Here is a 22,800-nt window from a genome sequence, read left to right on the forward strand (position 1 = left end):
GGGGTCAGTCGGTGAGTTCGCCGGTGGCGCGCCAGGAGTGGCGTTCGGCGGCGAACGCGTCGGCCTGCACCGCGCGGAAATCGGTGATGGCGGCGTCGTTGTCGCGCAGGAAGGCGCGGTAGTCGGCCAGGCGGAACTCGCCGTCCTCGGTCGCGACGTCGACCTTTCCCGCGGCGAAGTCGGCCCGGAGGTCGAGCAGCTCGTCGGGCTCGACCGGATGCCAGCGAATGCGGTCGAAATACCGCAGCAGCCAGGGTGTTTCGGGGTCGGTGGCGAAACGGTCGACACCGGGCCCCGCGGTGCCGGTTGGTCGCGCGCGATGGTTCCAGACCTGGGTGGTGCGGCCGACGAACTGGTAGCCGCCGGGTCCTTCCATGCCGTAGATGCACAGGTACGCGCCGCCGATGCCGACGGCGTTCTCGGGCGTCCAGGTACGGGCGGGGTTGTACTTGGTGGTGACCAGCCGGTGGCGGGGATCGGTGGGTGTGGCGACCGGGGCACCCAGGTAGACATCGCCCAGGCCGAGGACCAGGTATTCGGCGTCGAAGACGGTGCGGTAGACGTCGTCCACCGAGTCCAGGCCGTTCATGCGGCGGATGAACTCGATGTTCCACGGGCACCACGGAGCGTCGGCGCGGACACCGTGCATGTAGCGGGTGATCGCCTCACGGGTGGCGGGATCGTCCCAGGAGAGCGGGAGATGCACGGTGCGGCTCGGGACGACGAGCTGATCGGAATTCGGCAGCTGTGCTTCGGCTTCGGCGAGCAGGTCCAGCAGCCGGGCGATCGGAAGGACGGCCGGGTCGACCCGGATCTGCAGGGAGCGGATGCCCGGGGTGAGTTCGACGACCCCGCGCGGCCCGGCCGCGATCAGGTGCTGGTGCAGGGCGTGGACCCGCGCGCGGAGGCCGAGATCCAAAGTGAGTGTGCCGTATTCGACGAGGACGCCGTCGTCGCCCTGGCGACGGTAGGTCACGCCGGTCTCGTCGTCGATCGCGGTGCGGCGCAGGATGCCGTCGTCGCCGTCGCGCCCGGCCGAGAGGACCGTGCCGAACGATGCGCGGCGGCGCGCGCCGAGTTCGCCGGCGGGCGCGGCGTGTTCGGCACGGACGGGGACGAAACGGACCTTGTCGCCCGGGGTGAGCTGGCCGAGCTTCCAGCGATCGGCCGCGACCACCGTCACCGGGCAGACGAAGCCGCCCAGGCTGGGGCCGTCGGGGCCGAGCAGGATCGGGGTGTCGCCGGTGAAGTCGAGCGCGCCGATCGAGTAGGCGTTGTCGTGGATGTTGGACGGGTGCAGGCCCGCCTCGCCGCCGTCGGTGCGGGCCCACTCCGGCTTCGGGCCGATCAGGCGCACGCCGGTGCGGTCGGAGTTGAAGTGCACCTCGTAGTCGGTGCCGATGATGGTGTCGAAGTCGGCACGGGTGAAGAACTCCGGCGCGCCGTGCGGTCCCTCGGTGACGGCCAGCTCCCAGCGGTGCCCGAAGGCGGGGATATCGCCCATCGGGACCGCCGGAGCGAGGCGGGTCCCCGGTGCGCCCAGCGTCAGCGACTCGTCGGCGCGCAGGGCAGCGCCGGTACCGCCGCCGAACTTGCCGAGGGTGAAAGTCGCCGTGCTGCCGAGGAATCGCTCGACCTCGATACCGCCGGCCACCAGGATGTAGGTGCGCATGCCGGGGCCGCGGATGGCGCCGACGTCGAGGACGCCACCAGCCGGGACCTCGACGGTGCGCCACTGCTCGACCGGCCGTCCGTCGACCCGCACGTCGGCGACCGCGCCGGTGACACACACCCACGTCGACTCGCTGAAGCGCAGCGCGGGCCCACCGAGGGTGCATTCGAGCCCCGCCGCGCCCTCCGGGTTGCCGAGCACCCGATTGCCGAGCCGGAACGACAGATCGTCCATCGGGCCGGACGGCGGAACGCCGATGTGCCAGTAGCCGATTCGACCGGGCCAGTCCTGCACGGTCGTTTGCATGCCGGGGCGGAGGACCTGCAGGGACCGGGTGCCCGCGACCGGGTCGAGCGCTGAGGGGCCGACTTCGGCCGGGCGCGTGCCGGTAGGGGCGGCCACGGGAGTGTGGCGCTCCGGGGTGACCGAGGGGAGGGCGGTGTCGACCACGGCGGATCGGGTGTCGGTGAGACTCATCGGGTCACCACCATGCGGACCGGCGTCGGGTCGAAACCGTTGCAGGGATTGTTGATCTGCGGGCAGTTGGAGACCAGCACGAGGGTATCGACCTCGGCGCGCAGGGTGACCTTCTTGCCCGGCGCCGACAGTCCGTCGACGATGCCGAGCGTGCCGTCGGCCTCGACCGGGACATTCATGAACCAGTTGATGTTGGACACCAGATCCCGCTTGCCCAGCCCCCATTCGAGCGCGGCGGTGAGGAAGTTCTCCACGCAGGCGTGCTGGTGGCGGGTGTGGTGGCCGTAGCGCAGGGTGTTGGATTCCTGCGAGCAGGCACCGGCGATGGTGTCGTGGTTGCCGACCTCGTCGGCGACCACCGTCATCAGCGGGGTGCCCGCCTCGGTCAGCAGGACGCTGCCGGTGGTGAGGAAGATATTGCGCTGCGCGGCGATCGTGGCCTGGGCGCTGTAGCGATCGGTGCGGTCGGCGGCGGAGTAGAGCAGGCAGTCGACGGCTTGATTGCCGTGCAGGTCGATGATCTCGAGCTGATCGCCCGCGCGGACGATCGCCGACCACGGCGCCTGGGCGGGGACGGTCTCGTCGAGGACGACGGTGCGGGTGGTCGCCGTGCTCATGCCAGAACCTCCGAGGTCGGTGCGGCCGCCCAGGCGGCTTCGGTGTTGTCCACGGCCCGTCGGTACTCGGGGTCGTCGTTGGGGATGGTGGCGAGCTCGGCCGGGGCGGACCAGGCGAGCAGGTCGAGGTCGCCGGTGGGCCGATCGTCGAGCGGGTGGGCGGCATTGGCGACCAGCAGCGTCACCGGGAGGTGGATCAGCAGGTCGACCGCGGCGCCCGCGTTGGCGTTGCCGGTCGGGACGAGAGCGCCGTCGGCCTCGACCCGGACGCCACGGAACAGCGAGACCGACGGACCGATGTCGCGGGGCTCCAGCCCCTGCTTGGCCCCGGCCAGGTGCAGCTGGTGGCGGCCCTCGGCGCTCGGTCCGCACAGCGTGTCGTGGTGGCCGGACGAATCGGCGAGGACGGTGGCGAGCACCCGGCCCTGATCGGACAGCAGGGGGTGGCCCGCGCTCAGGTAGGCCTGCCACGGCACCTTCACGGTGTCGGCGACATTGAGCCGCTCCCACGGTGATTCGGCGCGCAGCAGGAACAGGTGCGCGCAGGCGGTGCCGGACGGATCGGCCAGCCGGACCCGAGTGCCCCGGCCCAGCACCACATTCGCGTAGCCGCCGGTGGGGATGCGTTGCGCGAGAACGACTGCGGCGGGATCGACCCCGGCGGGCGTCTCCGGCCGCGCGATCGTGGCCGTGGCGGCCTGAGCGCGCGCGTGCGCCCTGGCACCGTCGGTGGACTGGGTACTCGTCATCGTGATCTCCTCGGCGAGCGATGGGCGGGAACGGATCGATCGGGCACGGCGTGCAGGCCGTGTGCGTGGCGCCGCGATTCCCGGTCGAATCGCGGCGCCTGCGCGAATTACGCGGTAGCGGGGACGGTTTCGGTGCGGGGGAGTTCGTCCTTGGTGGCCACCACGAAGCGGTAGACGATGGCGCCGACGGTGAGGATCACCGCCACCGACAGCGGACCGGCCCACAGCTGCCACCAGCTGCCGCCCGCCGGGGTGTAGACCTCCGGGCGCGGCCACGCCAGGTTGATCACCATCGCGATGCCCCAGACCACCGCGAGGGCGTTGATCGGGACGCCCCAGCGGCCGAGGGTGAACAGCGTCGGGTCGTCCACGGCGGGCAGGCCCTTGATCCGGCGCACCAGCAGCGGCACGGTGACCAGCAGGTACGCCAGGTACAGGCTGACGATGCAGACGCTGGCCAGAGTGGCGAAGATGGCCGGGTTGCCGAGGTTGAGTACCAGCAGGCCGATGCCGAGCGCGCCGATCACCACGGCGGGCCACACCGGGGTGCCGAAGCGCGGGTGCACGGTCGACAGGGCCTTGGAGAAGGGCAGCTTGCCGTCGCGGGCCATCGAGAACATCAGGCGCGAGCCGGCCGTCTGGATCGCCAGCGTGCACACGATCACCGCGACCGCGACACAGCCGAGCAGGACCGATCCGGCGGGACTGTTCAGCTTCGCGGTGATGACGTACGCCAGTCCGCCCGAGGCCAATTCACCGTCGGACAGGCTGGGCGCGGCCATCAGCGCGCCGAGCAGCATGAGCCCGCCGCCCAGTGCCGACACCGACAGGGCGAGCAGAATGGTGCGCGGGGCGACCCGGCGCGGGTTCTTGGTCTCCTCGGAGAGCTCACCGGCGGAGTCGAAGCCGACCATCACGTACGCGGCCATCAGGCCGGAGACCAGGAACGCCGCCCAGTACGGGCCGGGGGCGGCCTGGTCGGTCTGCAGGACCACACCGGGGCCGCGCTCGGTGCTGGTGAAGAACAGCGCGACGATCGCCAGCACGCCGACGATCTCCACGGTGACGCCGATGGAGTTGATCTTCGACATCAGGTCGATGCCGATCACGTTGATCGTGGTGGTGACCACCAGCAGCACGCTGCCGAGCAGCACCGCGTTCATCGCGCCGTCGCGGGAGGTCAGCGCGGTGTCGGTGCCGATGAACTGGAATCCGCTCCAGATCGTCGGCAGCACCACCTGCAGGGCGATGGCGGCCGCGGCGGCCGTGACAACCTGCGCGATCACCATCATCCAGCCGGCGAACCAGCCGATCAGCCCGCCCGCCAGGCGGCGCGACCACTGATAGATACAGCCGGAGATCGGATACCGGGCGGCCAGTTCGGCGAAGTTCAATGCCACCAGGAACTGGCCGGCGAAGACCAGCGGCCAGGTCCAGAAGAACGCGGCGCCGCCGAACGAATAGCCGAAGCCGAAGAACTGGAAGATCGTGGTGAGGATGGAGACGAACGAGAACCCTGCCGCGAAGGACGCGTAGCGCCCGAGCTTGCGGTGCAGGACCGGTTGGTAGCCGAATGCGGCGAGATCGGCGCTGTCGCGGCCGGTGTCGGGCGGAACAGCAGCGGTATCGAGTGTCGTGGCCATGTCGGTGTCCTTCGGCGGTGCGGCCAAATATCTATCAGTCGATAGTTTTGCGCGCGCGATCGCTCGAACGGTGTCGTGCGTGTATCGGCTGTGGGGCCCGCGGTAACTTCTGCGTTGCCCACGTTTCTATCGAGTGACAGGAATTCGACCGACCGGCATCGTCCCTGGTGAGGTGCCCGCTGCGGCCCAGGTCGGGACCCGGTGACAGAATCTTGGGGTGGCAAACCTCGGTCCCGGGCGTCCCCGGCTGGAACAGCGGCGTAGGCAGGGGACGACGCCGCGCGCGGAGATCCTCGACGCGGCGGCGGAACTGTTCACCACCAAGGGCTATGCCAATACCTCCACCAGGGCGGTGGCCGACGCGGTCGGGATCAGGCAGGCCTCGCTGTATCACCACTTCGCCGCCAAGGACGACATCCTCGACGCGCTGCTCGCCGAAACCGTCGCGGGCCCGGTCGAGCTGGCGCAGCGGATGATCGGCGAGCAGGCGGCTGCGGCGACGAAGCTCTACGCGCTCGCGCTGTTCGACGTGCGCCAGTTGCGCAGCGCGCGCTGGAATCTCGGCGCGCTGTATCTGCTGCCCGAACTGCGCACCGAACGATTCGCCGCGTTCCGGCGCCGCCGCGACGAGCTCCGCGAGCACTACGAACGGCTCACCGCCGAATCCTGCGCCGCCGCAGGGCAGTCCGATGAGGTGCGGATGTTGCCGTTCCGGCTGGTCGAGACGGTGATCGCGATCCGGTCCGACGAGGGGGCCGCGGCCGCCGAGACCGAGCACGTCATCCCGGACGCGATCATGCGGATAGTCGGGCACCGTGGCGAGGTCGGCGCGGACGCCGAGGCCCTGCTCGCGCGCCTCGGCGAGATCGACACCGATCCCGCCTGAGCGCCGACTTCCCTCAGCTCTCGATGAACGCCAGGATGTCCTGGATGAGCTCCTGCTGGTAGGCGCCGAAGATGCCGTGCGGAGCGCCGGGGTACACCTCGAGCGTCCCGTTCTTCACCAGCTCGATCGACTTCAGCGCGGCGCCCGCGATCGGCACGATCTGGTCGTCGTCGCCGTGCGCGATGAGGATCGGCACCTCGAGCGCCCGCAGATCCTCGGTGAAGTCGGTCGCCGAGAACGCGGCGACGCACTCGTAGGCGGCCTGGATACCCGCGAGCATGCCCTGGCGCCAGAAGTCGTCCTGCGCGCCCTTCGAGACGGCGACGCCCTCGCGGTTGAAGCCGAAGAACGAGGGGGCGAGCTCCTGGTAGAAGTTCGAGCGGTCGGCGAGCACACCGGCGCGGATGCCGTCGAACACCTCGATCGGCAGGCCGTCGGGGTTGGTGTCGGTCGCGACCATGATCGGCGGCACCGCGCCGATGGTGACGACCTTGGCGACCCGGTCCCTGCCATGCCGCGCCGCGTACCGCACGACCTCGCCACCGCCGGTGGAGTGCCCGACCACGATGACATCGCGCAGGTCCAGCGATTCGACGAGCTCGGCGAGGTCACGCGCGTAGGTGTCCATGTCGTTGCCCTGCCACGGCTGCGACGAACGGCCGTGACCGCGGCGGTCATGGGCGATGACGCGGTAGCCGGCATCGGCGAAGGTCTTGCGCTCCAGCGCCCACGCGTCGGAACTGAGCGGCCAGCCGTGGCTGAAGACGACAGGTCGACCGGTGCCCCAGTCGGAGTAGTAGATCTCGGCGCCGTCGGAGGTGGTGAAGTAGGGCATTGCGGTCCTGTCGGAGATGCGGATGGATAGGTTGCCCATAGTTGTCGACGCGCGTGTCGGCTGTCGCCTACCGGAACAGCCGCGGATCCCGCTATTTCGGACAAGCACTAGATTCATCGGCATGTCTGTACCCCCGGATCGCGTCCGGCACACCGCATTCAGTGGGACACGACGTATCGGGTTTCTCCTGTTCGACGGGGTCAAAGCGCTCGACTACATCGGTCCCGCCGAGGTCTTCATCGAGGCGAATCAGTTCGCCGACGCCTACGAGGTCTTGCTGTTCTCACCCACCGGCGCGCCGGTGCAGAGCTCGGTCGGCCAGGGGGTTGCTGTGACGGCCGCAGCGGCCGACGCGCCCGCGCTGGACACGCTCGTCGTCCCGGGGAGCGAGGTCCGGCCCGACGACTTCGTCCGGCCCGATCTCGTCGAGGCCACGCGCACCCTCGCCGCGCGCAGCCGTCGGGTCGTCTCGATCTGCAGCGGCGCCTTCGTCCTCGCCGAACTGGGGATGCTGGACGGGCGCAGCGCGACCACGCACTGGAAGTTCGCCGCCGAACTCGCGCGCCGGTACCCGCGCGTCGACGTGCAGGCGGACCGGATCTTCGTGCGGGAGGCCGACATCGCGACCTCGGCCGGAGTCGCCGCAGGCATCGACCTCGCGCTCGCGCTGGTGGCGGAGGATCTCGGCAGCTCGATCGCGCGTCAGGTCGCGCAGGGGCTGCTGGTCTATCTGCAGCGTTCGGGTGGGCAGACCCAGTTCTCGACGCCGCTGCGCGCGGCCGCGTCGCCGCCGGGACCGGTGCGCTCGGTGACCGATCTCATCGCGCGGGATCCGGCGAAGCGACACAGCGTGCGGGAACTCGCGCGGCACGTCAATGTGAGTCCGCGCCATCTGACCCGGCTCTTCGCCGAGGAGGTCGGGCTCAGCCCGGCCGAGTACGCGGCGAGCGTACGGTTCGATCTCGCGCGCGCCCGGCTGGAGGCGGGCAGCTCGGTGAGCCGGGCCGCCGCCGACGCGGGGTTCACCAGCGCCGAGGCGTTGCGGCGGGCCTTCCTGGCGCGGCTCGGCGTGTCGCCCTCGGACTACCGGCGGAGATTCACGTCGGGGGCGGCGTCAGCGTGAGGTGGGCGGCGCGATCTGCCAGTGCTGGTTCAGCGCGCCCGCGATCTCGGGCAGCACGGTGACCGGGATCCGCTTGGCGCGCAAGAACTCCCGGATCTCGGTGACCTGCTCGCGTTTGCGCATGTCGTAGGCGCCGGCCACCGGGCGTACCACCGGCGGGATGGACAGTAGGACCAGCTCGTCGGCGGAGCCGCCGTTCAGGTCCAGCGCCAGCGCCCAGCGGGACCGCTCGTCGAGGGTGAAGCGCCCGGCGACGACGCGATCCCACGGCACGGTCGCCGAGCGGAACGGCGTCCTGGCGTAGATGGCGTGCTCGGTGAGCTCGACGACATCGCGCACGAACAGCGCCGCACCCGCCGCCACCCCGGCGATCGCGCCGACGAGCAGGCCGGTGATCACCCGGTTCACCCCGAACATCGCCACGAACAGCCCGATGACACCGGTGGTGACCAGCACCCCGATCAGGCAGTAGAACAGGCTCCGACCAGCGGGCACGACACCGGCACGCACGACCGCCATGCGAAACCTCCCTCTCACGAACTCGCGGCCCACCCTAGCGGGGTGGGCCGCGCCGGGTTCACGACCCGAGCGATACCGCCGCTTCGGAGGTCTCGACGAGGAAGGTGAACGTCTCCTGGAAGTAGAGCTGCACGGTCTCGGCGTCGTGGCTGAGGTAGCCGATCGACAGGTCCTGGCCCAGCGCCAGCTCGAAGTCGCCGCCACGGGTGGTGAGCGCGAAACCGCCGGTGATCGCGGGCGCCCAGATGATCTCGCCGTCGATCAGCCGCTCGATGTGGGTGCGGATCGGGTGACCGTGATCGGAGGTCTCGCTGACCTGCGTGTACAGCTCGGCGCTGAGCACCACCGAGTACGGGCCCTGCACACCGGCCAGGCGCAGCCCGGTGAGCGCGTGCGAGATCGCGTCGGGGATGTCGACGACATTGCTCGGCAGCGCGACCGGGGCGTTGGAGGCGGCGTCGCGGATGCCGGTGATGCCGGCGGCGGCGTAGCTCTCGAAGATCGCGCGGTCCTCGGCGAAGGCGATCTTCTGGGCGGCGGCCTTGAGGTTGTCGAAGTCGGCGTCGCCCGCGCCGCGCTCGATGTCGTCGAGTTCGCTGCGCTTCAGCGTGAACGGCACCCGGAGTTCCACCAGCGGCTGCACCACGCGCTGGTGGGCGACGACACCGTCGTCGGGCGAGGAGATCGCGGTCAACCTGCCGCGGTTGCGCGCCGAGTACGCGACCCCGTGCGGACCCGAGACGTCGACGACCCGGCGTCCGGCGATATTGCGCTTGAACGTCCGGGTGGCTTCCTCTTCGATCTGCGCCCAGGCCTCACCGGTGATCGGCGCGAGTTCGCGATGCAGGTTGTTCATTCAGATACTCCTTTTCATCGAGCCGATGGCGAGCGAACCGTCCGAACCGGAAGCGGCGGCGTCGGCCCGTTCCACAGGGGTGAACACGGGCAGCGAATCGGAAATTTCTTCGGTGGCAACGGAGTCGGGGGCGTCCGGCAGGTCGTCGAGGAAATCGACGGTGGGCGTGAAGAACAGGGTGCCGGTGACCGCGAAGGAGAAGTCGAGGATGCGGTCGTAGGCCGCTTCGCCGGTGCCGAGGAACATCCGTTCCAGCATGCGCTCGGTGACGCTCGGGGTGGCGGCGTAGGCGATGTAGTAGGTGCCGAACTCGCCCTGGCCGACGGTGCCGAACGGCATGTTGGCGCGCACGATCTGGCGTTCGGTGCCGTCGGGGTCGATCAGGGTGTTCACCGCGACATGGGAATTGGCCGGCTTGATGTCGTCGGGCAGTTCGTAGTCGCCGAGCTTGGTGCGCCCGATCACCCGCTCCTGCTCCTCGATCGAGAGCGCGTTCCACTGGTCGAGGGGGTGGGTGTACTTCTGCACGATGACGTAGCTACCGCCGGTGAAATCCGGGTCCTCGGCGCCGATCAGCGCCGCCGAGGCGGCCGCGCCGCCCTCGGGATTCTCGGTGCCGTCGACGAAACCGAGCAGGTCGCGCTGCTCGAAGTACCGGAAACCGACGGTCTCGTCGACGACGGTGGCGGCGTCGCGCAGGCGCTCACCGATCGCCATGGCGAGTTCGAAGCAGGCGCCCTGGGTCTCGCCCTTGATGTGGAACAGCAGGTCGCCCGGGGTGGTCGGCGCGCTGTGGATCGGCCCGTTGTAGCCGGGGAATTCGTGCAGCTCAACGGGTTTGGGTCCGGTGAAGAGCCGGTCCCAGGCCGTCGAGCCGATCGAGGTGATGCAGGTCAGGCCCTCGCCGGGCACCCGGAAACCCACCGAACGGCGCAAACCGGAGATATTCGACAAGAGGTCGCGGACCGCCGACTCGCCGCCCTCGTCGATGGTGGCGACGAGGAAGATGGCGGCCGGCGTGAGCGGTTCGAGGATCGGCTGTGGCTCACCCATGCCGTCCAGAGTAGAGCGCCGCGCGGACAGGTTCGCGGCACGCCCTGGCGTGTCAGCGACCCTCAGGCAACCCTTATTTGGCGACTGTCAGCAGAAACGCCACGTCATCGATGGCTTTGACGCTGTGCCGGGCGCGCGGGACGACGATGAGATCGCCCGCCGAACCCTTCCACTCGTCGGTGCCCGCGATCAGGACCAGCGTGCCGCTGAGAACCTGGATGGTGGCATCGCCCGCGTTGTCGTGCTCGGCCAGGCTCTGGCCCTCGGTCAACGCGACGACGGTCTGGCGCAGCGCATGGGTGTGGCCGCCGATGACGGTCTGCGAACTCCGGCCACTCGTCGAGGTGGCCGCCAGCTTGAGCTGTTGGCGGGCCACCGCGGTCAGCGATTTCTTGTCCATGGCATAGCGCCTTTCGCAGGCTCTCGCGGGGCTTGGTATCTGGGAGTATGCCCGAGACCGTGCCCGCGGTCGGGCGTTTTGCCAGACCGTTAGCCAGGCGTTGTCAGCGCCGGGTGTAGCGGCGAATGCGGTAGCGGAGACCGGTTTTCGATTCCTGCCACGGGGTTTCCGGCGCCTGCCACTCGGGGCCGATGACCGGGGCGAACGCGTCGCCCGTCACCCGCGTGTCGACCTCGGTGACCAGCAGCGTTGTCGCCAGGGGGAGCGCGGCGCGGTAGATCTCGCCGCCGCCGGCCACCCAGAGATCACCCGGTCCGGCCAGGGCCAGCGCGTCGGGCAGCGAGGCGGCGCGTTCGGCGCCCTCGGCCGCCCAATCGGTCTGGCGGGTGACCACGATGTTGCGGCGGCCGGCCAGCGGACGGTAGGCCGCGGGCAGCGAGTCCCAGGTGCGCCTGCCCATGATCACCGGATGACCCATGGTGGTGTCCCGGAAATTGGCCATGTCCTCGGGGAGGCGCCACGGGATGGTGTTGTCGACGCCGATGACGCCGTCGGCGGCCTGCGCCCAGATCAGGCCGATCTGCCCGGTCACACCGCCACCGGCGCCTTGATGGCCGGGTGGTGCCGGTAGCCGGTGAGCTCGATGTCGTCGTAGGTGTAGTCGAACAGGCCCGCCGCCGGGCGCAGGTGCAGCGTCGGGAACGGGTAGGGCTCGCGGCCGAGCTGCTCGCGCGCCTGGTCGACGTGGTTGTCGTAGATGTGCACGTCGCCACCGGTCCAGATGAACTCGCCCGGCTCGAGCTCGGTCTGCTGGGCCACCATCAGGGTGAGCAGCGCGTAGCTGGCGATATTGAACGGCACGCCGAGGAACAGGTCGGCGCTGCGCTGGTACAGCTGGCAGGACAGCTTGCCGTCGGCCACGTAGAACTGGAAGAAGGCGTGGCACGGCGCCAGGGCCATCTTGTCCAGGTCGGCCACGTTCCAGGCCGAGACGATCATCCGGCGCGAGTCCGGGTCGGTGCGCAGGGTGTGCAGCACCTGGGCGATCTGGTCGATGTGGGTGCCGTCGGGCGTCGGCCAGGAGCGCCACTGCACGCCATAGACCGGGCCGAGCTCGCCCTTGGCGTCGGCCCACTCGTCCCAGATGGTCACCCCGTGCTCCTGCAGCCAGGACACGTTGGAATCGCCGCGCAGGAACCACAGCAGCTCGTAGGCGATCGACTTGAGGTGGACCCGCTTGGTGGTGATCAGCGGGAAGCTCTCGGCCAGGTCGTAGCGCAGCTGATGACCGAAGATGCTGCGGGTTCCGGTGCCGGTGCGATCCGCTTTGGGGGTGCCGTTCTCCAGCACGTGCCGGAGCAGATCCTCGTACTGCGTATCAGGGGTGGCCACGCCTGGCGATTCTACGGTGCGCGGCACCTGGCAAAGTCTCCGCGTATGCGCAAGCTCTACGTGATCGGCATCGGTGCCGGTGACCCCGACCAGGTGACGATGCAGGCGATCAAGGCCATGCGACACGCCGACGCCTTCTTCGTCATCGGCAAGGGTGCCGAGAAACGGGAACTCGTCGAGGTGCGCACCGCGATCCTGGCCGAGCACGTCCCCGGCCCGCACCGGATCATCGAGATCACCGACCCGCCGCGCGACCGCACCCCCGACGACTACGCCGGTGTCGTGCGGGACTGGCACGAACGCCGCGCCGAACTGCTCGAGGCCGCCTTCGCCGAGGTCGACGGGGTCGGCGCGATCCTGGTGTGGGGCGACCCGGCGCTCTACGACAGCACCCTGCGCATGGTCGAGCACGTGCTGGCCCGCGGCCGCGCGGAGTTCGACTACGCGGTGATCCCCGGCGTCACCAGCGTCGCCGCCCTGGCCGCCCGCCACCGCGTTGTGCTGCACCGCATCGGCGAGCCGGTCCACGTCACCACCGGACGCAGGCTTCGCGAGGAGGGTCTGGGCGCGGGCTCCACGGTGGTGATGCTCGACGGCGACTGCGCGTTCACCGAGATCCCCGGCGACGACGTGCACATCTGGTGGGGCGCCTACCTCGGCATGCCCGACGAGACCCTGATCGAGGGACCGCTGCGCGAGGTCGAGCAGCGGATCGTGGCCCGGCGCGCGGAGCTGCGCGCCGCCAAGGGCTGGATCATGGACGTATATCTCCTGCGCGGCCGATGACCGATAAACTGGCCGGGTGCCCGAGCTACCCGAGGTAGAGGCGCTGGCGCAGTTCCTGCGGGATCATGCCGTCGGCGCGGTGGTGGGACGAGTCGACGTGGCCGCGCTGAGCGCGGTGAAGACGTTCGACCCGCCGGTCACGGCGCTGTCCGGACGCGATGTCACCGGGGCGGGGCGCTGGGGCAAGTTCCTCGGGATGGACTGCGGCGGGCTGTGGTTGATCACCCATCTGTCGCGGGGCGGCTGGCTGCGCTGGGTGGACGAACCGAATCCACTGCCGCCCAAGCCGGGCGGGAAATCGCCGCTGGCTCTGCGGGTGCACTTCTTCACGCCGGAGGGGGCGACGCCGTCGATCGACCTGACCGAGGCGGGGACGAAGAAGCGGCTTGCGGTCTATGTCGTCGACGATCCGAAGGCGGTGCCCGGCATCGCGCGGCTCGGACCGGACGCGCTGGCGGTCACCGAGGACGAGTTCGCCGCGCTGCTGGCGGGCACCTCGCAGCGGATCAAGACCGCGCTGGTCGACCAGACACTGATCGCCGGCATCGGCAACGCCTACTCCGACGAGATCCTGCACACCGCCAAGATCTCGCCGTTCGCGAATACGAGAACACTGGCGGCGGACAAGGTCTCGCAGCTCTACACCGCGATGCGCGAGGTCCTGCTCGACGCCGTGCAGCGCTCGGTCGGGCAGGACGCGGCCCGGCTGAAGGGCGAGAAGCGATCGGGCATGCGGGTGCACGCGCGCACCGGGCTGAAGTGCCCGGTCTGCGGTGACACCGTGCGCGAGGTGTCCTACGCGGAGCGTTCGTTCCAGTACTGCGCCACCTGCCAGACCGGCGGCAAGGTGCTCGCCGACCGGCGGATGTCGCGGCTGCTCAAGTAGGGCTCAGCGGTCGCGCCACGCTTCCAGCAGGCGCAGCCAGAACTCGCTGACGGCGGGAAACGACGGCACGGCGTGCCACAGCGTCTCCAGCGGCACCCGGCCGACCACCGCGATGGTCGCCGCGTGCAACTGCTCGCCCATGTCGGGACCGACGAAGGTCGCGCCGAGCAGGCGGTCCGAGGCGGTGTCGACGACGAGTTTCGCGCGGCCGCGGAAATCGTCGCGGGACAGCGACGAACCGGCCACGGCGACATCGATCTCGACGGTGCCGACCGCGTGCCCGGCGGTGCGCGCCTCGTGTTCGGTGATGCCGACGGAGGCGAGTTCCGGTGCGGTGTAGACGACCTGGGGCACCTGCTGGTGGTCGGCGCTCGCGGTGAACCGGGGCCGGTCCAGCGGCCTGCCCTCGGCGCGCGCGGCGATGACGTCACCGCACACCCTGGCCTGGTACTTGCCCATGTGGGTCAGTGCCGCACGGTGATTCACGTCGCCGACGGCGTAGAGCCAGTCGCCGGGCACCCCGCGCACGGTCAGCTGGTCGTCGACCTCGACGTAGCCCGCGGGCAGGCCGACGGCGTCGAGGCCGAGCCCGTCGGTGGCGGGGGTGCGGCCGGTGGCGACGACGAGTTCGTCGACCTCGAGTTCGCCGTCGTCGAGGACCAGGGTGACCGGACCGCCGTGGATGCGGCCGACACCGGTGTCGGCGGGGTCGCGGCGGGAGATCAGCGACGGTTCGGTGTGCAGCCGCACGGTGACGACGCCGGTGTCGCGCAGGCCGCGCAGCACCAGCTCCGAGGCGAACGGTTCGGCGCGCGGCAGCAGGCGGTCGCCGCGGACCAGCAGCGTCACCTCCTCGGCGCCCAGCTCGGCCAGCCAGGTGGCCGCCTCGCAGGCGACGACGCCGCCGCCGATGATGGCGACCCGGCGCGGGACGACCGTCAGATTGGTGACGTCGCGGGAGATCCACGGCAGGGCCTCGGCGACGCCGGGAATACGCGGAATGGTGGCGGTGGTGCCGGTGGCCAGCACGACCGCGTGGCGGGCACGCAGGACGCGCACGCCGTCATCGGTGGCGACTTCGACGAGTCGTTCGCCCAGCAGCCTGCCGGAGCCGCGCACCGGGTCGATGCGGGCCGATTTCGCCCAGTCGACCTGGGAACTGTCGTCGCGATCGTGGGTGAAGGCGTCGCGGCGGGCCAGCACGTCGGCCACCTGCGGGCCGCTCGCGGTCACCCCCGGCATCGCCCGGCTCAGGCCGAGGACCGCGCCGGAGCGCAACAGCGCCTTGCTGGGGATGCAGGCCCAGTAGCTGCACTCGCCGCCGTACAGCTCCCGTTCGACGAGCGCGGCGGTGCGGTCGCTGCCCGCGATGGCGTAGGCGGCGGCGTTCTCACCGGCCGGGCCCGCGCCGAGGACGACGACATCGTATTCGGCGTCGGTCACTGCAGATAGCCCTCGACCTCACGCGGGGAACGCATCTCGGTGTCGTTGGGGGACTCGTCGGCGCCGGAGCGGGCGCGGCGCTGCCGCAACAGATCCCACGCCTGGTCGAGCATCACCTCCAGCTGGGCCAGCTGCTGGCGTTCGGCGACCGGGTCGATCTCGCCCGCGGTGGCCTTGGCGCGCAGGGCGTGCTCGTCGTCGACCAGTTGCTTGATCCGCGCCAGAATGTCCTGATCGTTCATGTGCTCACCACTTCGATGGTCGGAGGGGTAGTGCCCGAACAGCGACCCGCACCGGGTCGGGGTCCATGCTACGACCGTGCCGGGTGGCGGCGCGGCGATCAGCGGCGCTACCGGGGGAGATCGGGCCGGGCGGCGGCCAGGCAGTCGGCCGCGATCGGCACCGCGGCGGCCAGTTCGGCCCGGCTCGGCGCGGTGTAGCCGATGGCGACGCCGAACCGGTACTCCGCGCCGAGATGATGCCGGGCGAGGCCGTCGAGCAGGACGCCGCGGGCGCGGGCGGCGGCGATCGCGCGCTGCTCGGCGGCCGCGTCGGGGAGCTCGACCACCACGTGCGAGCCCGCGTCGTCACCGACCACCGGCAGGCCGTGGCGGGCGAGCGCGTCGACCACCAGGGCGCGTCGCGGCGGCACCACCCGGCGCAGCCTGCGCAGGTGCCGGGCCAGGTCGCCGTGCCGGGCGAACTCGCTGAGCACCCGCTGGCCTGCCGGGCTGGGGGCGGTGCCCGTGTCGGCGCGGTGGGCGAGCACCGCGTCGGCGATCTCGGGCCCGGCGACGAGCCAGCCGACGCCGAGCGTGGTGGCGATGATCTTGCTGGTGGTGCCGAGATGCACGACCACGTCGGGCGCCATCGCGGCGAGCAGTGGTAACGGCGCTGTGTCGTAGCGCAATTCGCCGTCGTAGTCGTCCTCGATGACGAAGGTGCCGGTCGCCCTGGCGAATTCGATCAGCTCGACCCTGCGCGCGGCCTGCATCCGCGCGCCGAGCGGAAACTGGTGCGCCGGTGTGCAGTAGACCGCGCGCACACCGGCCGGGATCAGGTCGACCCGCAGACCGTCGGCGTCGACCGGGACGGGCAGCACACGGATGCCCGCCGCCCGCAACGCGCCGACGGCCCGCTGATAGCCGGGGTCCTCGATCGCCACGGTGTCGCCGGGACGTAGCAGCGCCGAGGCCAGCTCGCCGACCCCCGCGCTGGTCCCCGCCGTGGCGAGCACCACCGAGGCGGTCCCGGCGGCCAGGCCGCGATGGCGCAGCAGGTGCTCGGCGACGACGGTCCGGAAGGCGGGTTCGCCCGCCCGGTCCTTGCGGGCATCGGCGGGTTGGTCGCCCGCCGCGCGCCAGGCCCGGCGCCAGGCGGCCGGGTCGACGGCGTCCGCGCACGGCGCGCCCGGACCCAGATCGAGCAGGCCCGCGTCGGGATCGGTGTCGCCACCGGGGGCGGTGCGCGGCGGCGCGGCGGCGGGGGCGGTGCGCAGATAGGTGCCCGACCCGCGCCGCCCGGCGATCCAGCCTTCCGCGTGCAGTTGGTCGTAGGCGGTCGACACCACCGCCCGGCTGACCCCGAGCCGCCGGGCGAGGGTGCGTGAGGACGGCAGCCGCTCGCCGACGCGCAGCACCCCGCCCGTCGCCGCGGCGCGCAGGGCGTCGGCTACCTGCACCGACAGCGGTTCCGGCGCGGTCCGGTCGAGCGGAATCGGCAGATCGTCGAGCATCGCCCACCTCGAATTGGCCTGTTGATCTACTGCCGAAGTGGACCTGTCTGCGGTCCACTTCATCGGCGAAGCTCATCTTATGACCACGCACGACAGCACCCGCACCCCCTTGTCGCCGACCCCGCGCACCACTCTGACGCGGTCCAAGGAACGTGGCCGCGCCGACCGCGCCGAGCTCGACGCGGTGCTCGACGCGGGCCTGGTCTGCCACCTCGGCGTGCTGCTCGGCGGCTCGCCGGTGGTGCTGCCGACCGTCTACGGCCGCGCGGGCGACACCCTCTACCTGCACGGTTCCACCGGTGCGGGCAACATGCGCGCCGCCATCGGGACCGAGATCTCGATCGCGGTGACCCACGTCGACGGACTGGTCTACTCGCGCTCGGCCATGCACTTCTCGATGAACTACCGGTCCGCGGTGATCCGGGGCCGCGCGGCGCTGGTCACCGACGAGGCCGAGCGCGACAACGCGCTGCGGGTGATCGTCGAGCACGCCGCGCCGGGCGCCTGGGACCGGGTGCGCCCGCCCAGTCGCAAGGAGATGGCGGCCACCATGGTGCTCGCGCTGGATCTCACCGAGGCCTCGGTGAAGGTGCGGACCGGCGGCCCCAACGACGACGCGGCCGATATCGAGACCGGCGGCGTCTGGGCGGGCGTGCTGCCGCTGCGCCAGGTCTGGGGCGAACCGATCGACGCCGCCGATCTGGAACCCGGCGTCGAGGTGCCCGCCGATGTCGCGGCCCGGGTGACGCCGAGTCCGGTGATCGTCGGCTGAGGCGGCCTCAGCGCGGTGCCGCGCTCAGAGCCATCAGGTCCTTGGCCGACACCTCCGGCAGGTACGCCTTCGTCAGCGCGATGCCGATCCGCGGCAGGTCGGCCTCGTCGCGGTAGCACAGGAACACCGGTTCGTGGCGGGGCTGGAACTTCGCCTTGAACGTGTGCAGCGACCGGAATCCGTAGTACGGCTCCATGGCGGCGCCGAGTCCTTCGAGCAGTCGATCGATCGGCTCGGCGTCGTCGGTGCCCGCACTGCGCGCCAGCGGGGCGCCGGAGAGCGAAACGATCTCGGCGCCTTCCTCTTTGAACGTCTGGCAGGCCGAGGCGATGAGGAATTCGATGACCGGCCGGAAGCCGTCGGGCCGCCTGCGCATCACATCGAGGGTCCAGCCGCGGATCTCGCCGCCCGCGGCGTACACCGGCAGCCACGAGGTGACGCCGTGCACGCTGCCGTCGGTATCGATCGCCAGGCCGACCCGCACCTCGGGGTCGAGCGCCTCCTCGACCCCGCCGAGCGTGAATCCCATTTCCGGCAGGCCCTTTTCGCCGACCCACTCCTCCGAGATCGCGCGCACCTGCGCCAGCACCGCGAACGGCTCCTCTGCGAGATGGACCATCCGGAAGGAGATGCCCTCCTTGTTCGCCTTGTTGATCGCCGACCGGATGTCCTGCCACGGTTTGCCTTTGAACTCGAGCTGCGGCAGGTCGACGATCGTGTCCTCGGCGATCTGCGCACTGCGCCAGCCGAGTTCGCCCGCCAGCTCGGCGACGGCGCCGGTGGTGGAGAACAGGCAGGGCACCAGGCCGTCGGCTTCGCAGCGGTCGGTGAAGCGGGCGAGAGTGTCGGGCAGCAGGTCCGGCGGGCCGACCGGATCGGTCAGCACGATCACCGTGCCCGCGTGCCGCTGGTAGGCGACGCAGCGTTCGCCGTCGGCGGCGAACCAGTACTTGTTCTCCGGCCAGGTGATCATCCACGACATGGTGCTGCCGCCGAAGCGGGCCAGCAGCGCGCGCGCCGCGGCGCCGGGCTCGGTCCCCGACAGCGCGCCGCCGGTGATCTTGCGCCGGTTGGGCACCCGGAACGCGCCGCGTCCGCCGTAGAGCAGGGCCACTTCGCCCGCCCACAGCAGCGCCGTGCCGACGGTCACCGCGCCGGTCGTGGCGTAGTCGGTACCCATGGCCACCCCGAGCAGCACCAGGGTGAGGACCACGTGCACGGTGCCGTAGCCGATCGCGATCCACCAGGCCCAGCGCCTGCCCTTGCGCAGCTGATCGGCGATCACCGCGATCACCGCGACGGTCACGATCGTGCTCCACAGCGAGCCGCGCTCCTCCCCGGTCGGGCCGAGCAGGCTGTCGGTCGGGAAGAAGTACACCAGCACCGAGACCGCGGCGATCAGCAGCAGCCCGATGAAGGCGAGCATCCGCACCTCGCGCCGGGTGCGCGGCCAGAAGCCGTGCTCGGTGGTGCTGAACAGCTTCTCGCCCAGCGGGAACCACAGCGCCACCGCGATCAGGTGCGTGAGATCGGCGAAGGTCGACTCGAACAGGAAGGTGATCGACACGTGCGCGGCCAGCACGGCGCGCACCCGCAGCCGCCAGGGCGAGCGCAGCGTCGCCGAGGCCGCGGCGATCGCGGCGAGGGCCGCGGTGGTGAATCCGACGTCGCGGACCTCGGCCAGCCGATCGGCCCAGCCGAGATGGGTGTGTTGCAGCACCCCGACGAGGGTCGACGCGACGAGCACGCCGATCAGCTGGGCGCTGACGCAGACCAGTGCGGTGCGCGCGGTGCCGAGCCGCCACTCGGCCCAGCCCACCGCGAGCGCGAAAAGCACTGTCATGACGGCGTACTGGAACGGGGTGAGCCCGAAGAACCAGCCGGACACCGGGGTCCACCACTTGCCCTCGGTGAGCGGCGGCCAGCCGTAGGCGATGTCGGGGAACCAGGACCTGGCGTCGAGCCGCCGCCACAGGCCACCGGTCGCGAGGCCGAGGAGGATCACCAGGACGAGGAAGCCGACCGTGAACGGCACTCGCCGGAGCACGGTAGCGGCGGTGGCGAGTGCGCCCGGCGGGGCGGGCGTGGTGGCAGCTGCGTCGTCGTCCATCGATCCACCCTTTGCTGCGAGTGCGCCACGCGGACGCGGTGAAGTCGTCTGTGTACCGTATGTCATCGTGGCCGCGCGCGGACCCGGGTCCGCGCGTCGAGGTGGCATCTGTGGAGGTCAGCGATGTCGAGGATCACCGATCTGTCGTTGCTCGCCGGATGGCTCCCGGTGACGCTCACCCTGCTCGGCGTCCTGGGTGCGGTGTGGTTGCTGTGCGCGCGGTCGCGGCGCTACGTCACGACGACGATGCCGATCGTGCTGCTGGCGGCCGCCGTGGTGACCGTCGCGCTGTACCTGTTCGTCGAAGAGGTGTGGCGGCCGTTCCCCGATCCGATCGCGGTGTCGGTCTACGCGCTGATCGGCGTCGGCGTGGCGGCGGTGCTGCTGGTGGTGCCGCGAATCCTGGTGCGCCGCAGGGTGTGGACCGCGCTCGTGACCCTGCTCGCCGCGGTCGCGGTGCTGGTGGCGGTCGGTGTCCGGATCAATCTCGTCTACGCGTCGTATCCGACGGTGGGTTCGGCGCTTGGCATCGACGACATCCAGCGCGTCGACGCGAGCGCGCTGAGCAGGACCGCGTCGGTGGTGAGCGGGCGGCCGCTGGAAGCGGTGTGGACCGAGCCCGCCGGACTGCCGCCCGGCGGCAAGGTGCTGACCGCGACGGTGCCGCCGACCGAGTCCGGGTTCACCGCCCGCGCCGCCGAGATCTATCTGCCACCGGCCTATTTCGCCGATCCACGGCCGCTGCTGCCGGTGCTGGTCCTGCTCGCCGGTCAGCCCGGCGCGCCCGACGACTGGATCGTCGGCGGGCAGCTGGTCGAGACGATGGACGCCTTCGCCCGCGCGCACCACGGGCTCGCGCCGATCGTGGTGGTCGCCGACGGCACCGGTAGTCAGCTGGCGAATCCACTGTGCCTGGACTCCCGGCTGGGCAATGTCGCCACGTATCTGGCCGTCGACGTGCCCGCGTGGGTCCGGGCGAATCTCCAGGTGGACCCGGATCCGCGCGCCTGGGCGGTGGGCGGACTGTCCTACGGCGGGACCTGCGCGCTGCAACTGGCGACCAACTATCCGCAGGTCTATCCCACCTTCCTCGACCTGTCCGGGGAGGACGAGCCGACGCTCGGTGATCGCCGGCGCACGGTCGACGCGGCCTTCGGCGGCGACACCGCCGCCCTGCTGCGGGTCAACCCGCTCGACCTGCTGCGCAGCCGGTCCTACCCGGACTCCGCCGGCGCGTTCGTGGTCGGCGCCGACGACGACACCTATCGCCCGCAGGTCGAGCGGATGTACCAGGCGGCGAAGGACGCCGGGATGGACGTCCGGCTGCGGGTGCTGCCCGGCGGGCACAGCTTCGCGCTGTGGTCCGCCGGGCTGCGCGATCAACTCCCCTGGCTGGCCACCAGACTCGGCCTCACCGGATAGCGGATCAGCAGCGCGGCGAAGGCCAGCAGCCAGCCGCTCCACAGCAGGTAGCCGAGGAAATTGGTGAGCCCGGCCGCCTCGACGCCGAGCGGGACCAGCACGCCGGTCGCGACGGCGGCCGCGCCGAGGTAGCCGAGGACGGCGAACCAGCGGGGGACGCGATCGCGCAGCGCGCGGACGACCAGGACCGTCCACAGCGCGGTGAGGGTGTAGCCGGCGGTCTCGCCGATGACGGTGCCGAGGACGGTGTTGGCAGTCTCGAAGGTGCCGATCGCGGGGGAGCCGGGGCCCTCGGTGGCGACCCGGTCGGCGAGCCAGGGGACGAGCAGCGGCCAGCGCAGCAGGCCGACCGTCTGGACGATCGCGGCCGCGATGCCGACCCGCACGGCCCACCGCATGGTCGGCGCGTCGTCGAGCCCGCCGACCAGGACGGCCAGCGGGGCGAAGGCGCAGGCCGCGGCGGCGAGCAGGGTGAACAGCGCGACGACGGTGGTCTGCTCGCCGCGGAACTTCGCGAGTGCCTCGGTGGCGGGCAGCTGTAGGACGTCGGGGTAGTCGAACGACACACCCAGACCGGTGAAGGCCAGGTTCATCAGGAGCGGGGCCGCGATCAGCAGCGTGATGGCGGGCCATGGCTTGGTGCGCATGAGATTTCCATTCTGGCTGTACGGAGTACAGGTAGCTGTACGGGGTACAGTCCATCGCATGCCTGAGGAGAAGTCAACAGGTCGGCGCGCCGCGGCCGGTGCGCCGCGGCCGACGCGGCGGTCGTTCACCGAGGGGCAGGTCGTCGACACCGCGCTCGACCTGCTCGACGAAGGCGGACCGAGCGCCCTCTCGATCCGGGCCGTGGCCGGGCGGCTGGGGGTCAACCCGAACGCCGTGTACACCTATGTCGCCAGCCGCGCTGACCTGGAGCGCGCGGTGATCGAACGGGTGCTCGCCGCGGTGCCGCTCGGCCCGCTCGTCGATCCCGGCGTGGAGTGGACCGCCGCGGTGATCCAGTTCGCCCTCGGCCTGCGGGACCAGCTGCTGGCGCATCCGGCGGTCGCCACGCTGATGATGTCGGGTCCCATGGACGGCCCGGCGGCGCGCGATGTCGGCGAGGCGATGTTCGGCTGTCTGGCGCGCGGCGGGCTGCCCGCGCAGACCCGGGCGCACGGGGTGTACGCGGTGATCGTGCAGGTACTCGGCGCGGTCGCGCTCGAGGTCGCCGAGACCGACGGGAAGCCGCCGCTACCACCGGAATCCGAGCGGATCGCCCAGCGCAGGGCCGCCCTGGACGAACTCGACGGCACCCGGTGGCCGCGCACGGCCGCGCACCTGGACGAGATCGCCGCGTGGAACTCGGTGGATCAGTTCGTCTGGGGGTTGCGGGCCCTGCTCACCGGAATGACGGCTAGCTGAGGTCGAGGTACGCGGGC

General features: G+C 71.0%; 23 protein-coding genes. 7 read left to right on the top strand and 16 right to left on the bottom strand.

Annotation, left to right across the window (positions count from 1 at the left end; genetic code table 11):
- Nucleotides 1-4: 4 nt before the first annotated feature.
- The 4 genes from AB0H54_RS04620 to AB0H54_RS04635 all read right to left on the bottom strand — a co-directional run bounded on the left by AB0H54_RS04620 (nt 5) and on the right by AB0H54_RS04635 (nt 5,158).
- On the bottom strand, nt 5-2,149 hold the full coding sequence (locus AB0H54_RS04620; protein WP_357342717.1) for a 5-oxoprolinase/urea amidolyase family protein: 2,145 nt from the start codon (nt 2,147-2,149) through the stop codon (nt 5-7).
- Entirely contained in the window at nt 2,146-2,766 is a 621-nt protein-coding gene (locus tag AB0H54_RS04625; RefSeq protein ID WP_355273604.1) for an urea amidolyase associated protein UAAP2, read from the bottom strand. Before AB0H54_RS04625 ends, AB0H54_RS04620 begins: the two co-directional genes overlap by 4 nt.
- Complete coding sequence (locus AB0H54_RS04630) at nt 2,763-3,515, bottom strand: DUF1989 domain-containing protein (RefSeq protein ID WP_357342719.1); 753 nt, start codon at nt 3,513-3,515, stop codon at nt 2,763-2,765. Before AB0H54_RS04630 ends, AB0H54_RS04625 begins: the two co-directional genes overlap by 4 nt.
- A gap of 107 nt (nt 3,516-3,622) precedes the next feature.
- Nucleotides 3,623-5,158 (bottom strand): amino acid permease, encoded by a 1,536-nt coding sequence (locus AB0H54_RS04635; RefSeq protein WP_357342720.1) that lies wholly within the window; start codon nt 5,156-5,158, stop codon nt 3,623-3,625.
- 217 nt (nt 5,159-5,375) lie between these two features.
- Between AB0H54_RS04635 and AB0H54_RS04640 the strand changes: the two genes are divergently transcribed.
- Nucleotides 5,376-6,044: a helix-turn-helix domain-containing protein gene (locus AB0H54_RS04640; protein ID WP_357342722.1), complete on the top strand. Its 669-nt coding sequence runs from the start codon at nt 5,376-5,378 to the stop codon at nt 6,042-6,044.
- 13 nt (nt 6,045-6,057) lie between these two features.
- Here AB0H54_RS04640 and AB0H54_RS04645 read toward each other — a convergent pair whose 3' ends face one another.
- Nucleotides 6,058-6,879: an alpha/beta hydrolase gene (locus AB0H54_RS04645; protein WP_357342724.1), complete on the bottom strand. Its 822-nt coding sequence runs from the start codon at nt 6,877-6,879 to the stop codon at nt 6,058-6,060.
- Between the two features lie 121 nt (nt 6,880-7,000).
- Between AB0H54_RS04645 and AB0H54_RS04650 the strand changes: the two genes are divergently transcribed.
- A complete protein-coding gene (locus tag AB0H54_RS04650; protein ID WP_357342726.1) occupies nt 7,001-8,002 on the top strand; it encodes a DJ-1/PfpI family protein in 1,002 nt (333 codons plus the stop codon).
- On the opposite strand, the gene AB0H54_RS04655 is transcribed toward AB0H54_RS04650, so the two are convergent.
- From AB0H54_RS04655 to AB0H54_RS04680, 6 genes are all read right to left on the bottom strand, one after another.
- The gene (locus AB0H54_RS04655) at nt 7,994-8,521 is read right to left on the bottom strand and encodes a hypothetical protein (protein ID WP_357342727.1); all 528 of its coding nucleotides are present in this window, start codon (nt 8,519-8,521) and stop codon (nt 7,994-7,996) included. The genes AB0H54_RS04650 and AB0H54_RS04655 overlap by 9 nt on opposite strands.
- 58 nt (nt 8,522-8,579) lie before the next feature.
- Nucleotides 8,580-9,377: a family 1 encapsulin nanocompartment shell protein gene (locus AB0H54_RS04660; protein WP_357342729.1), complete on the bottom strand. Its 798-nt coding sequence runs from the start codon at nt 9,375-9,377 to the stop codon at nt 8,580-8,582.
- Nucleotides 9,378-10,430, bottom strand: coding sequence for a Dyp-type peroxidase (locus AB0H54_RS04665; RefSeq protein WP_357342731.1), 1,053 nt, complete (start codon nt 10,428-10,430; stop codon nt 9,378-9,380).
- A 73-nt stretch (nt 10,431-10,503) separates the two neighbouring features.
- The gene (locus AB0H54_RS04670; protein WP_355273587.1) at nt 10,504-10,830 is read right to left on the bottom strand and encodes a cupin domain-containing protein; all 327 of its coding nucleotides are present in this window, start codon (nt 10,828-10,830) and stop codon (nt 10,504-10,506) included.
- A 103-nt stretch (nt 10,831-10,933) separates the two neighbouring features.
- Nucleotides 10,934-11,422, bottom strand: a complete 489-nt coding sequence (locus tag AB0H54_RS04675) for a dihydrofolate reductase (protein ID WP_357342733.1) — start codon at nt 11,420-11,422, stop codon at nt 10,934-10,936.
- Nucleotides 11,419-12,222: a thymidylate synthase gene (locus tag AB0H54_RS04680; protein WP_357342735.1), complete on the bottom strand. Its 804-nt coding sequence runs from the start codon at nt 12,220-12,222 to the stop codon at nt 11,419-11,421. Before AB0H54_RS04680 ends, AB0H54_RS04675 begins: the two co-directional genes overlap by 4 nt.
- Nucleotides 12,223-12,267: 45 nt before the next feature.
- Here AB0H54_RS04680 and cobF point away from each other — a divergent pair, with 45 nt between their 5' ends.
- The gene (gene cobF, locus AB0H54_RS04685) at nt 12,268-13,008 is read left to right on the top strand and encodes a precorrin-6A synthase (deacetylating) (RefSeq protein WP_357342736.1); all 741 of its coding nucleotides are present in this window, start codon (nt 12,268-12,270) and stop codon (nt 13,006-13,008) included.
- Between the two features lie 16 nt (nt 13,009-13,024).
- Nucleotides 13,025-13,894, top strand: a complete 870-nt coding sequence (locus AB0H54_RS04690; protein ID WP_355273576.1) for a DNA-formamidopyrimidine glycosylase family protein — start codon at nt 13,025-13,027, stop codon at nt 13,892-13,894.
- Between the two features lie 3 nt (nt 13,895-13,897).
- Here AB0H54_RS04690 and AB0H54_RS04695 read toward each other — a convergent pair whose 3' ends face one another.
- The 3 genes from AB0H54_RS04695 to AB0H54_RS04705 all read right to left on the bottom strand — a co-directional run bounded on the left by AB0H54_RS04695 (nt 13,898) and on the right by AB0H54_RS04705 (nt 17,072).
- Nucleotides 13,898-15,337, bottom strand: a complete 1,440-nt coding sequence (locus AB0H54_RS04695) for an NAD(P)/FAD-dependent oxidoreductase (RefSeq protein WP_357342738.1) — start codon at nt 15,335-15,337, stop codon at nt 13,898-13,900.
- Nucleotides 15,334-15,579, bottom strand: coding sequence for a DUF2630 family protein (locus AB0H54_RS04700; RefSeq protein WP_355273570.1), 246 nt, complete (start codon nt 15,577-15,579; stop codon nt 15,334-15,336). Before AB0H54_RS04700 ends, AB0H54_RS04695 begins: the two co-directional genes overlap by 4 nt.
- A gap of 107 nt (nt 15,580-15,686) precedes the next feature.
- Nucleotides 15,687-17,072, bottom strand: coding sequence for a PLP-dependent aminotransferase family protein (locus AB0H54_RS04705; RefSeq protein ID WP_357342740.1), 1,386 nt, complete (start codon nt 17,070-17,072; stop codon nt 15,687-15,689).
- Nucleotides 17,073-17,151: 79 nt separating this feature from the next.
- On the opposite strand from AB0H54_RS04705, the gene AB0H54_RS04710 reads away from it, so the two are divergent.
- Nucleotides 17,152-17,844: a pyridoxamine 5'-phosphate oxidase family protein gene (locus AB0H54_RS04710; protein ID WP_357342742.1), complete on the top strand. Its 693-nt coding sequence runs from the start codon at nt 17,152-17,154 to the stop codon at nt 17,842-17,844.
- A gap of 7 nt (nt 17,845-17,851) precedes the next feature.
- Here AB0H54_RS04710 and AB0H54_RS04715 read toward each other — a convergent pair whose 3' ends face one another.
- Nucleotides 17,852-19,954 carry a DUF2156 domain-containing protein gene (locus AB0H54_RS04715; RefSeq protein WP_357342743.1) on the bottom strand — a complete coding sequence of 701 codons (2,103 nt, stop codon included), beginning with the start codon at nt 19,952-19,954 and terminating at the stop codon, nt 17,852-17,854.
- A gap of 123 nt (nt 19,955-20,077) precedes the next feature.
- On the opposite strand from AB0H54_RS04715, the gene AB0H54_RS04720 reads away from it, so the two are divergent.
- Complete coding sequence (locus AB0H54_RS04720; RefSeq protein WP_357342745.1) at nt 20,078-21,376, top strand: alpha/beta hydrolase-fold protein; 1,299 nt, start codon at nt 20,078-20,080, stop codon at nt 21,374-21,376.
- Here the strand turns inward: AB0H54_RS04720 and AB0H54_RS04725 are convergent.
- Nucleotides 21,334-22,023, bottom strand: a complete 690-nt coding sequence (locus AB0H54_RS04725; RefSeq protein WP_357342746.1) for a DUF4386 family protein — start codon at nt 22,021-22,023, stop codon at nt 21,334-21,336. The genes AB0H54_RS04720 and AB0H54_RS04725 overlap by 43 nt on opposite strands.
- 58 nt (nt 22,024-22,081) lie before the next feature.
- Here AB0H54_RS04725 and AB0H54_RS04730 point away from each other — a divergent pair, with 58 nt between their 5' ends.
- Complete coding sequence (locus AB0H54_RS04730; RefSeq protein WP_357342748.1) at nt 22,082-22,783, top strand: TetR/AcrR family transcriptional regulator; 702 nt, start codon at nt 22,082-22,084, stop codon at nt 22,781-22,783.
- Nucleotides 22,784-22,800 lie beyond the last annotated feature (17 nt).

It is taken from the genome of Nocardia sp. NPDC050718, assembly GCF_040654235.1.
In the GTDB taxonomy this organism is placed as follows: Bacteria; Actinomycetota; Actinomycetes; order Mycobacteriales; family Mycobacteriaceae; genus Nocardia.

Excerpts from the sequence above, each read along its gene's own strand:
- AB0H54_RS04620 (WP_357342717.1), bottom strand. The coding sequence starts at position 2,149 with ATGAGTCTCACCGACACCCGATCCGCCGTGGTCGACACCGCCCTCCCC.
- AB0H54_RS04625 (WP_355273604.1), bottom strand. The coding sequence starts at position 2,766 with ATGAGCACGGCGACCACCCGCACCGTCGTCCTCGACGAGACCGTCCCC.
- AB0H54_RS04630 (WP_357342719.1), bottom strand. The coding sequence starts at position 3,515 with ATGACGAGTACCCAGTCCACCGACGGTGCCAGGGCGCACGCGCGCGCT.
- AB0H54_RS04635 (WP_357342720.1), bottom strand. The coding sequence starts at position 5,158 with ATGGCCACGACACTCGATACCGCTGCTGTTCCGCCCGACACCGGCCGC.
- AB0H54_RS04645 (WP_357342724.1), bottom strand. The coding sequence starts at position 6,879 with ATGCCCTACTTCACCACCTCCGACGGCGCCGAGATCTACTACTCCGAC.
- AB0H54_RS04650 (WP_357342726.1), top strand. The coding sequence starts at position 7,001 with ATGTCTGTACCCCCGGATCGCGTCCGGCACACCGCATTCAGTGGGACA.
- AB0H54_RS04655 (WP_357342727.1), bottom strand. The coding sequence starts at position 8,521 with ATGGCGGTCGTGCGTGCCGGTGTCGTGCCCGCTGGTCGGAGCCTGTTC.
- AB0H54_RS04660 (WP_357342729.1), bottom strand. The coding sequence starts at position 9,377 with ATGAACAACCTGCATCGCGAACTCGCGCCGATCACCGGTGAGGCCTGG.
- AB0H54_RS04665 (WP_357342731.1), bottom strand. The coding sequence starts at position 10,430 with ATGGGTGAGCCACAGCCGATCCTCGAACCGCTCACGCCGGCCGCCATC.
- AB0H54_RS04670 (WP_355273587.1), bottom strand. The coding sequence starts at position 10,830 with ATGGACAAGAAATCGCTGACCGCGGTGGCCCGCCAACAGCTCAAGCTG.
- cobF (WP_357342736.1), top strand. The coding sequence starts at position 12,268 with ATGCGCAAGCTCTACGTGATCGGCATCGGTGCCGGTGACCCCGACCAG.
- AB0H54_RS04700 (WP_355273570.1), bottom strand. The coding sequence starts at position 15,579 with ATGAACGATCAGGACATTCTGGCGCGGATCAAGCAACTGGTCGACGAC.
- AB0H54_RS04705 (WP_357342740.1), bottom strand. The coding sequence starts at position 17,072 with ATGCTCGACGATCTGCCGATTCCGCTCGACCGGACCGCGCCGGAACCG.
- AB0H54_RS04710 (WP_357342742.1), top strand. The coding sequence starts at position 17,152 with ATGACCACGCACGACAGCACCCGCACCCCCTTGTCGCCGACCCCGCGC.
- AB0H54_RS04715 (WP_357342743.1), bottom strand. The coding sequence starts at position 19,954 with ATGGACGACGACGCAGCTGCCACCACGCCCGCCCCGCCGGGCGCACTC.
- AB0H54_RS04720 (WP_357342745.1), top strand. The coding sequence starts at position 20,078 with ATGTCGAGGATCACCGATCTGTCGTTGCTCGCCGGATGGCTCCCGGTG.
- AB0H54_RS04725 (WP_357342746.1), bottom strand. The coding sequence starts at position 22,023 with ATGCGCACCAAGCCATGGCCCGCCATCACGCTGCTGATCGCGGCCCCG.
- AB0H54_RS04730 (WP_357342748.1), top strand. The coding sequence starts at position 22,082 with ATGCCTGAGGAGAAGTCAACAGGTCGGCGCGCCGCGGCCGGTGCGCCG.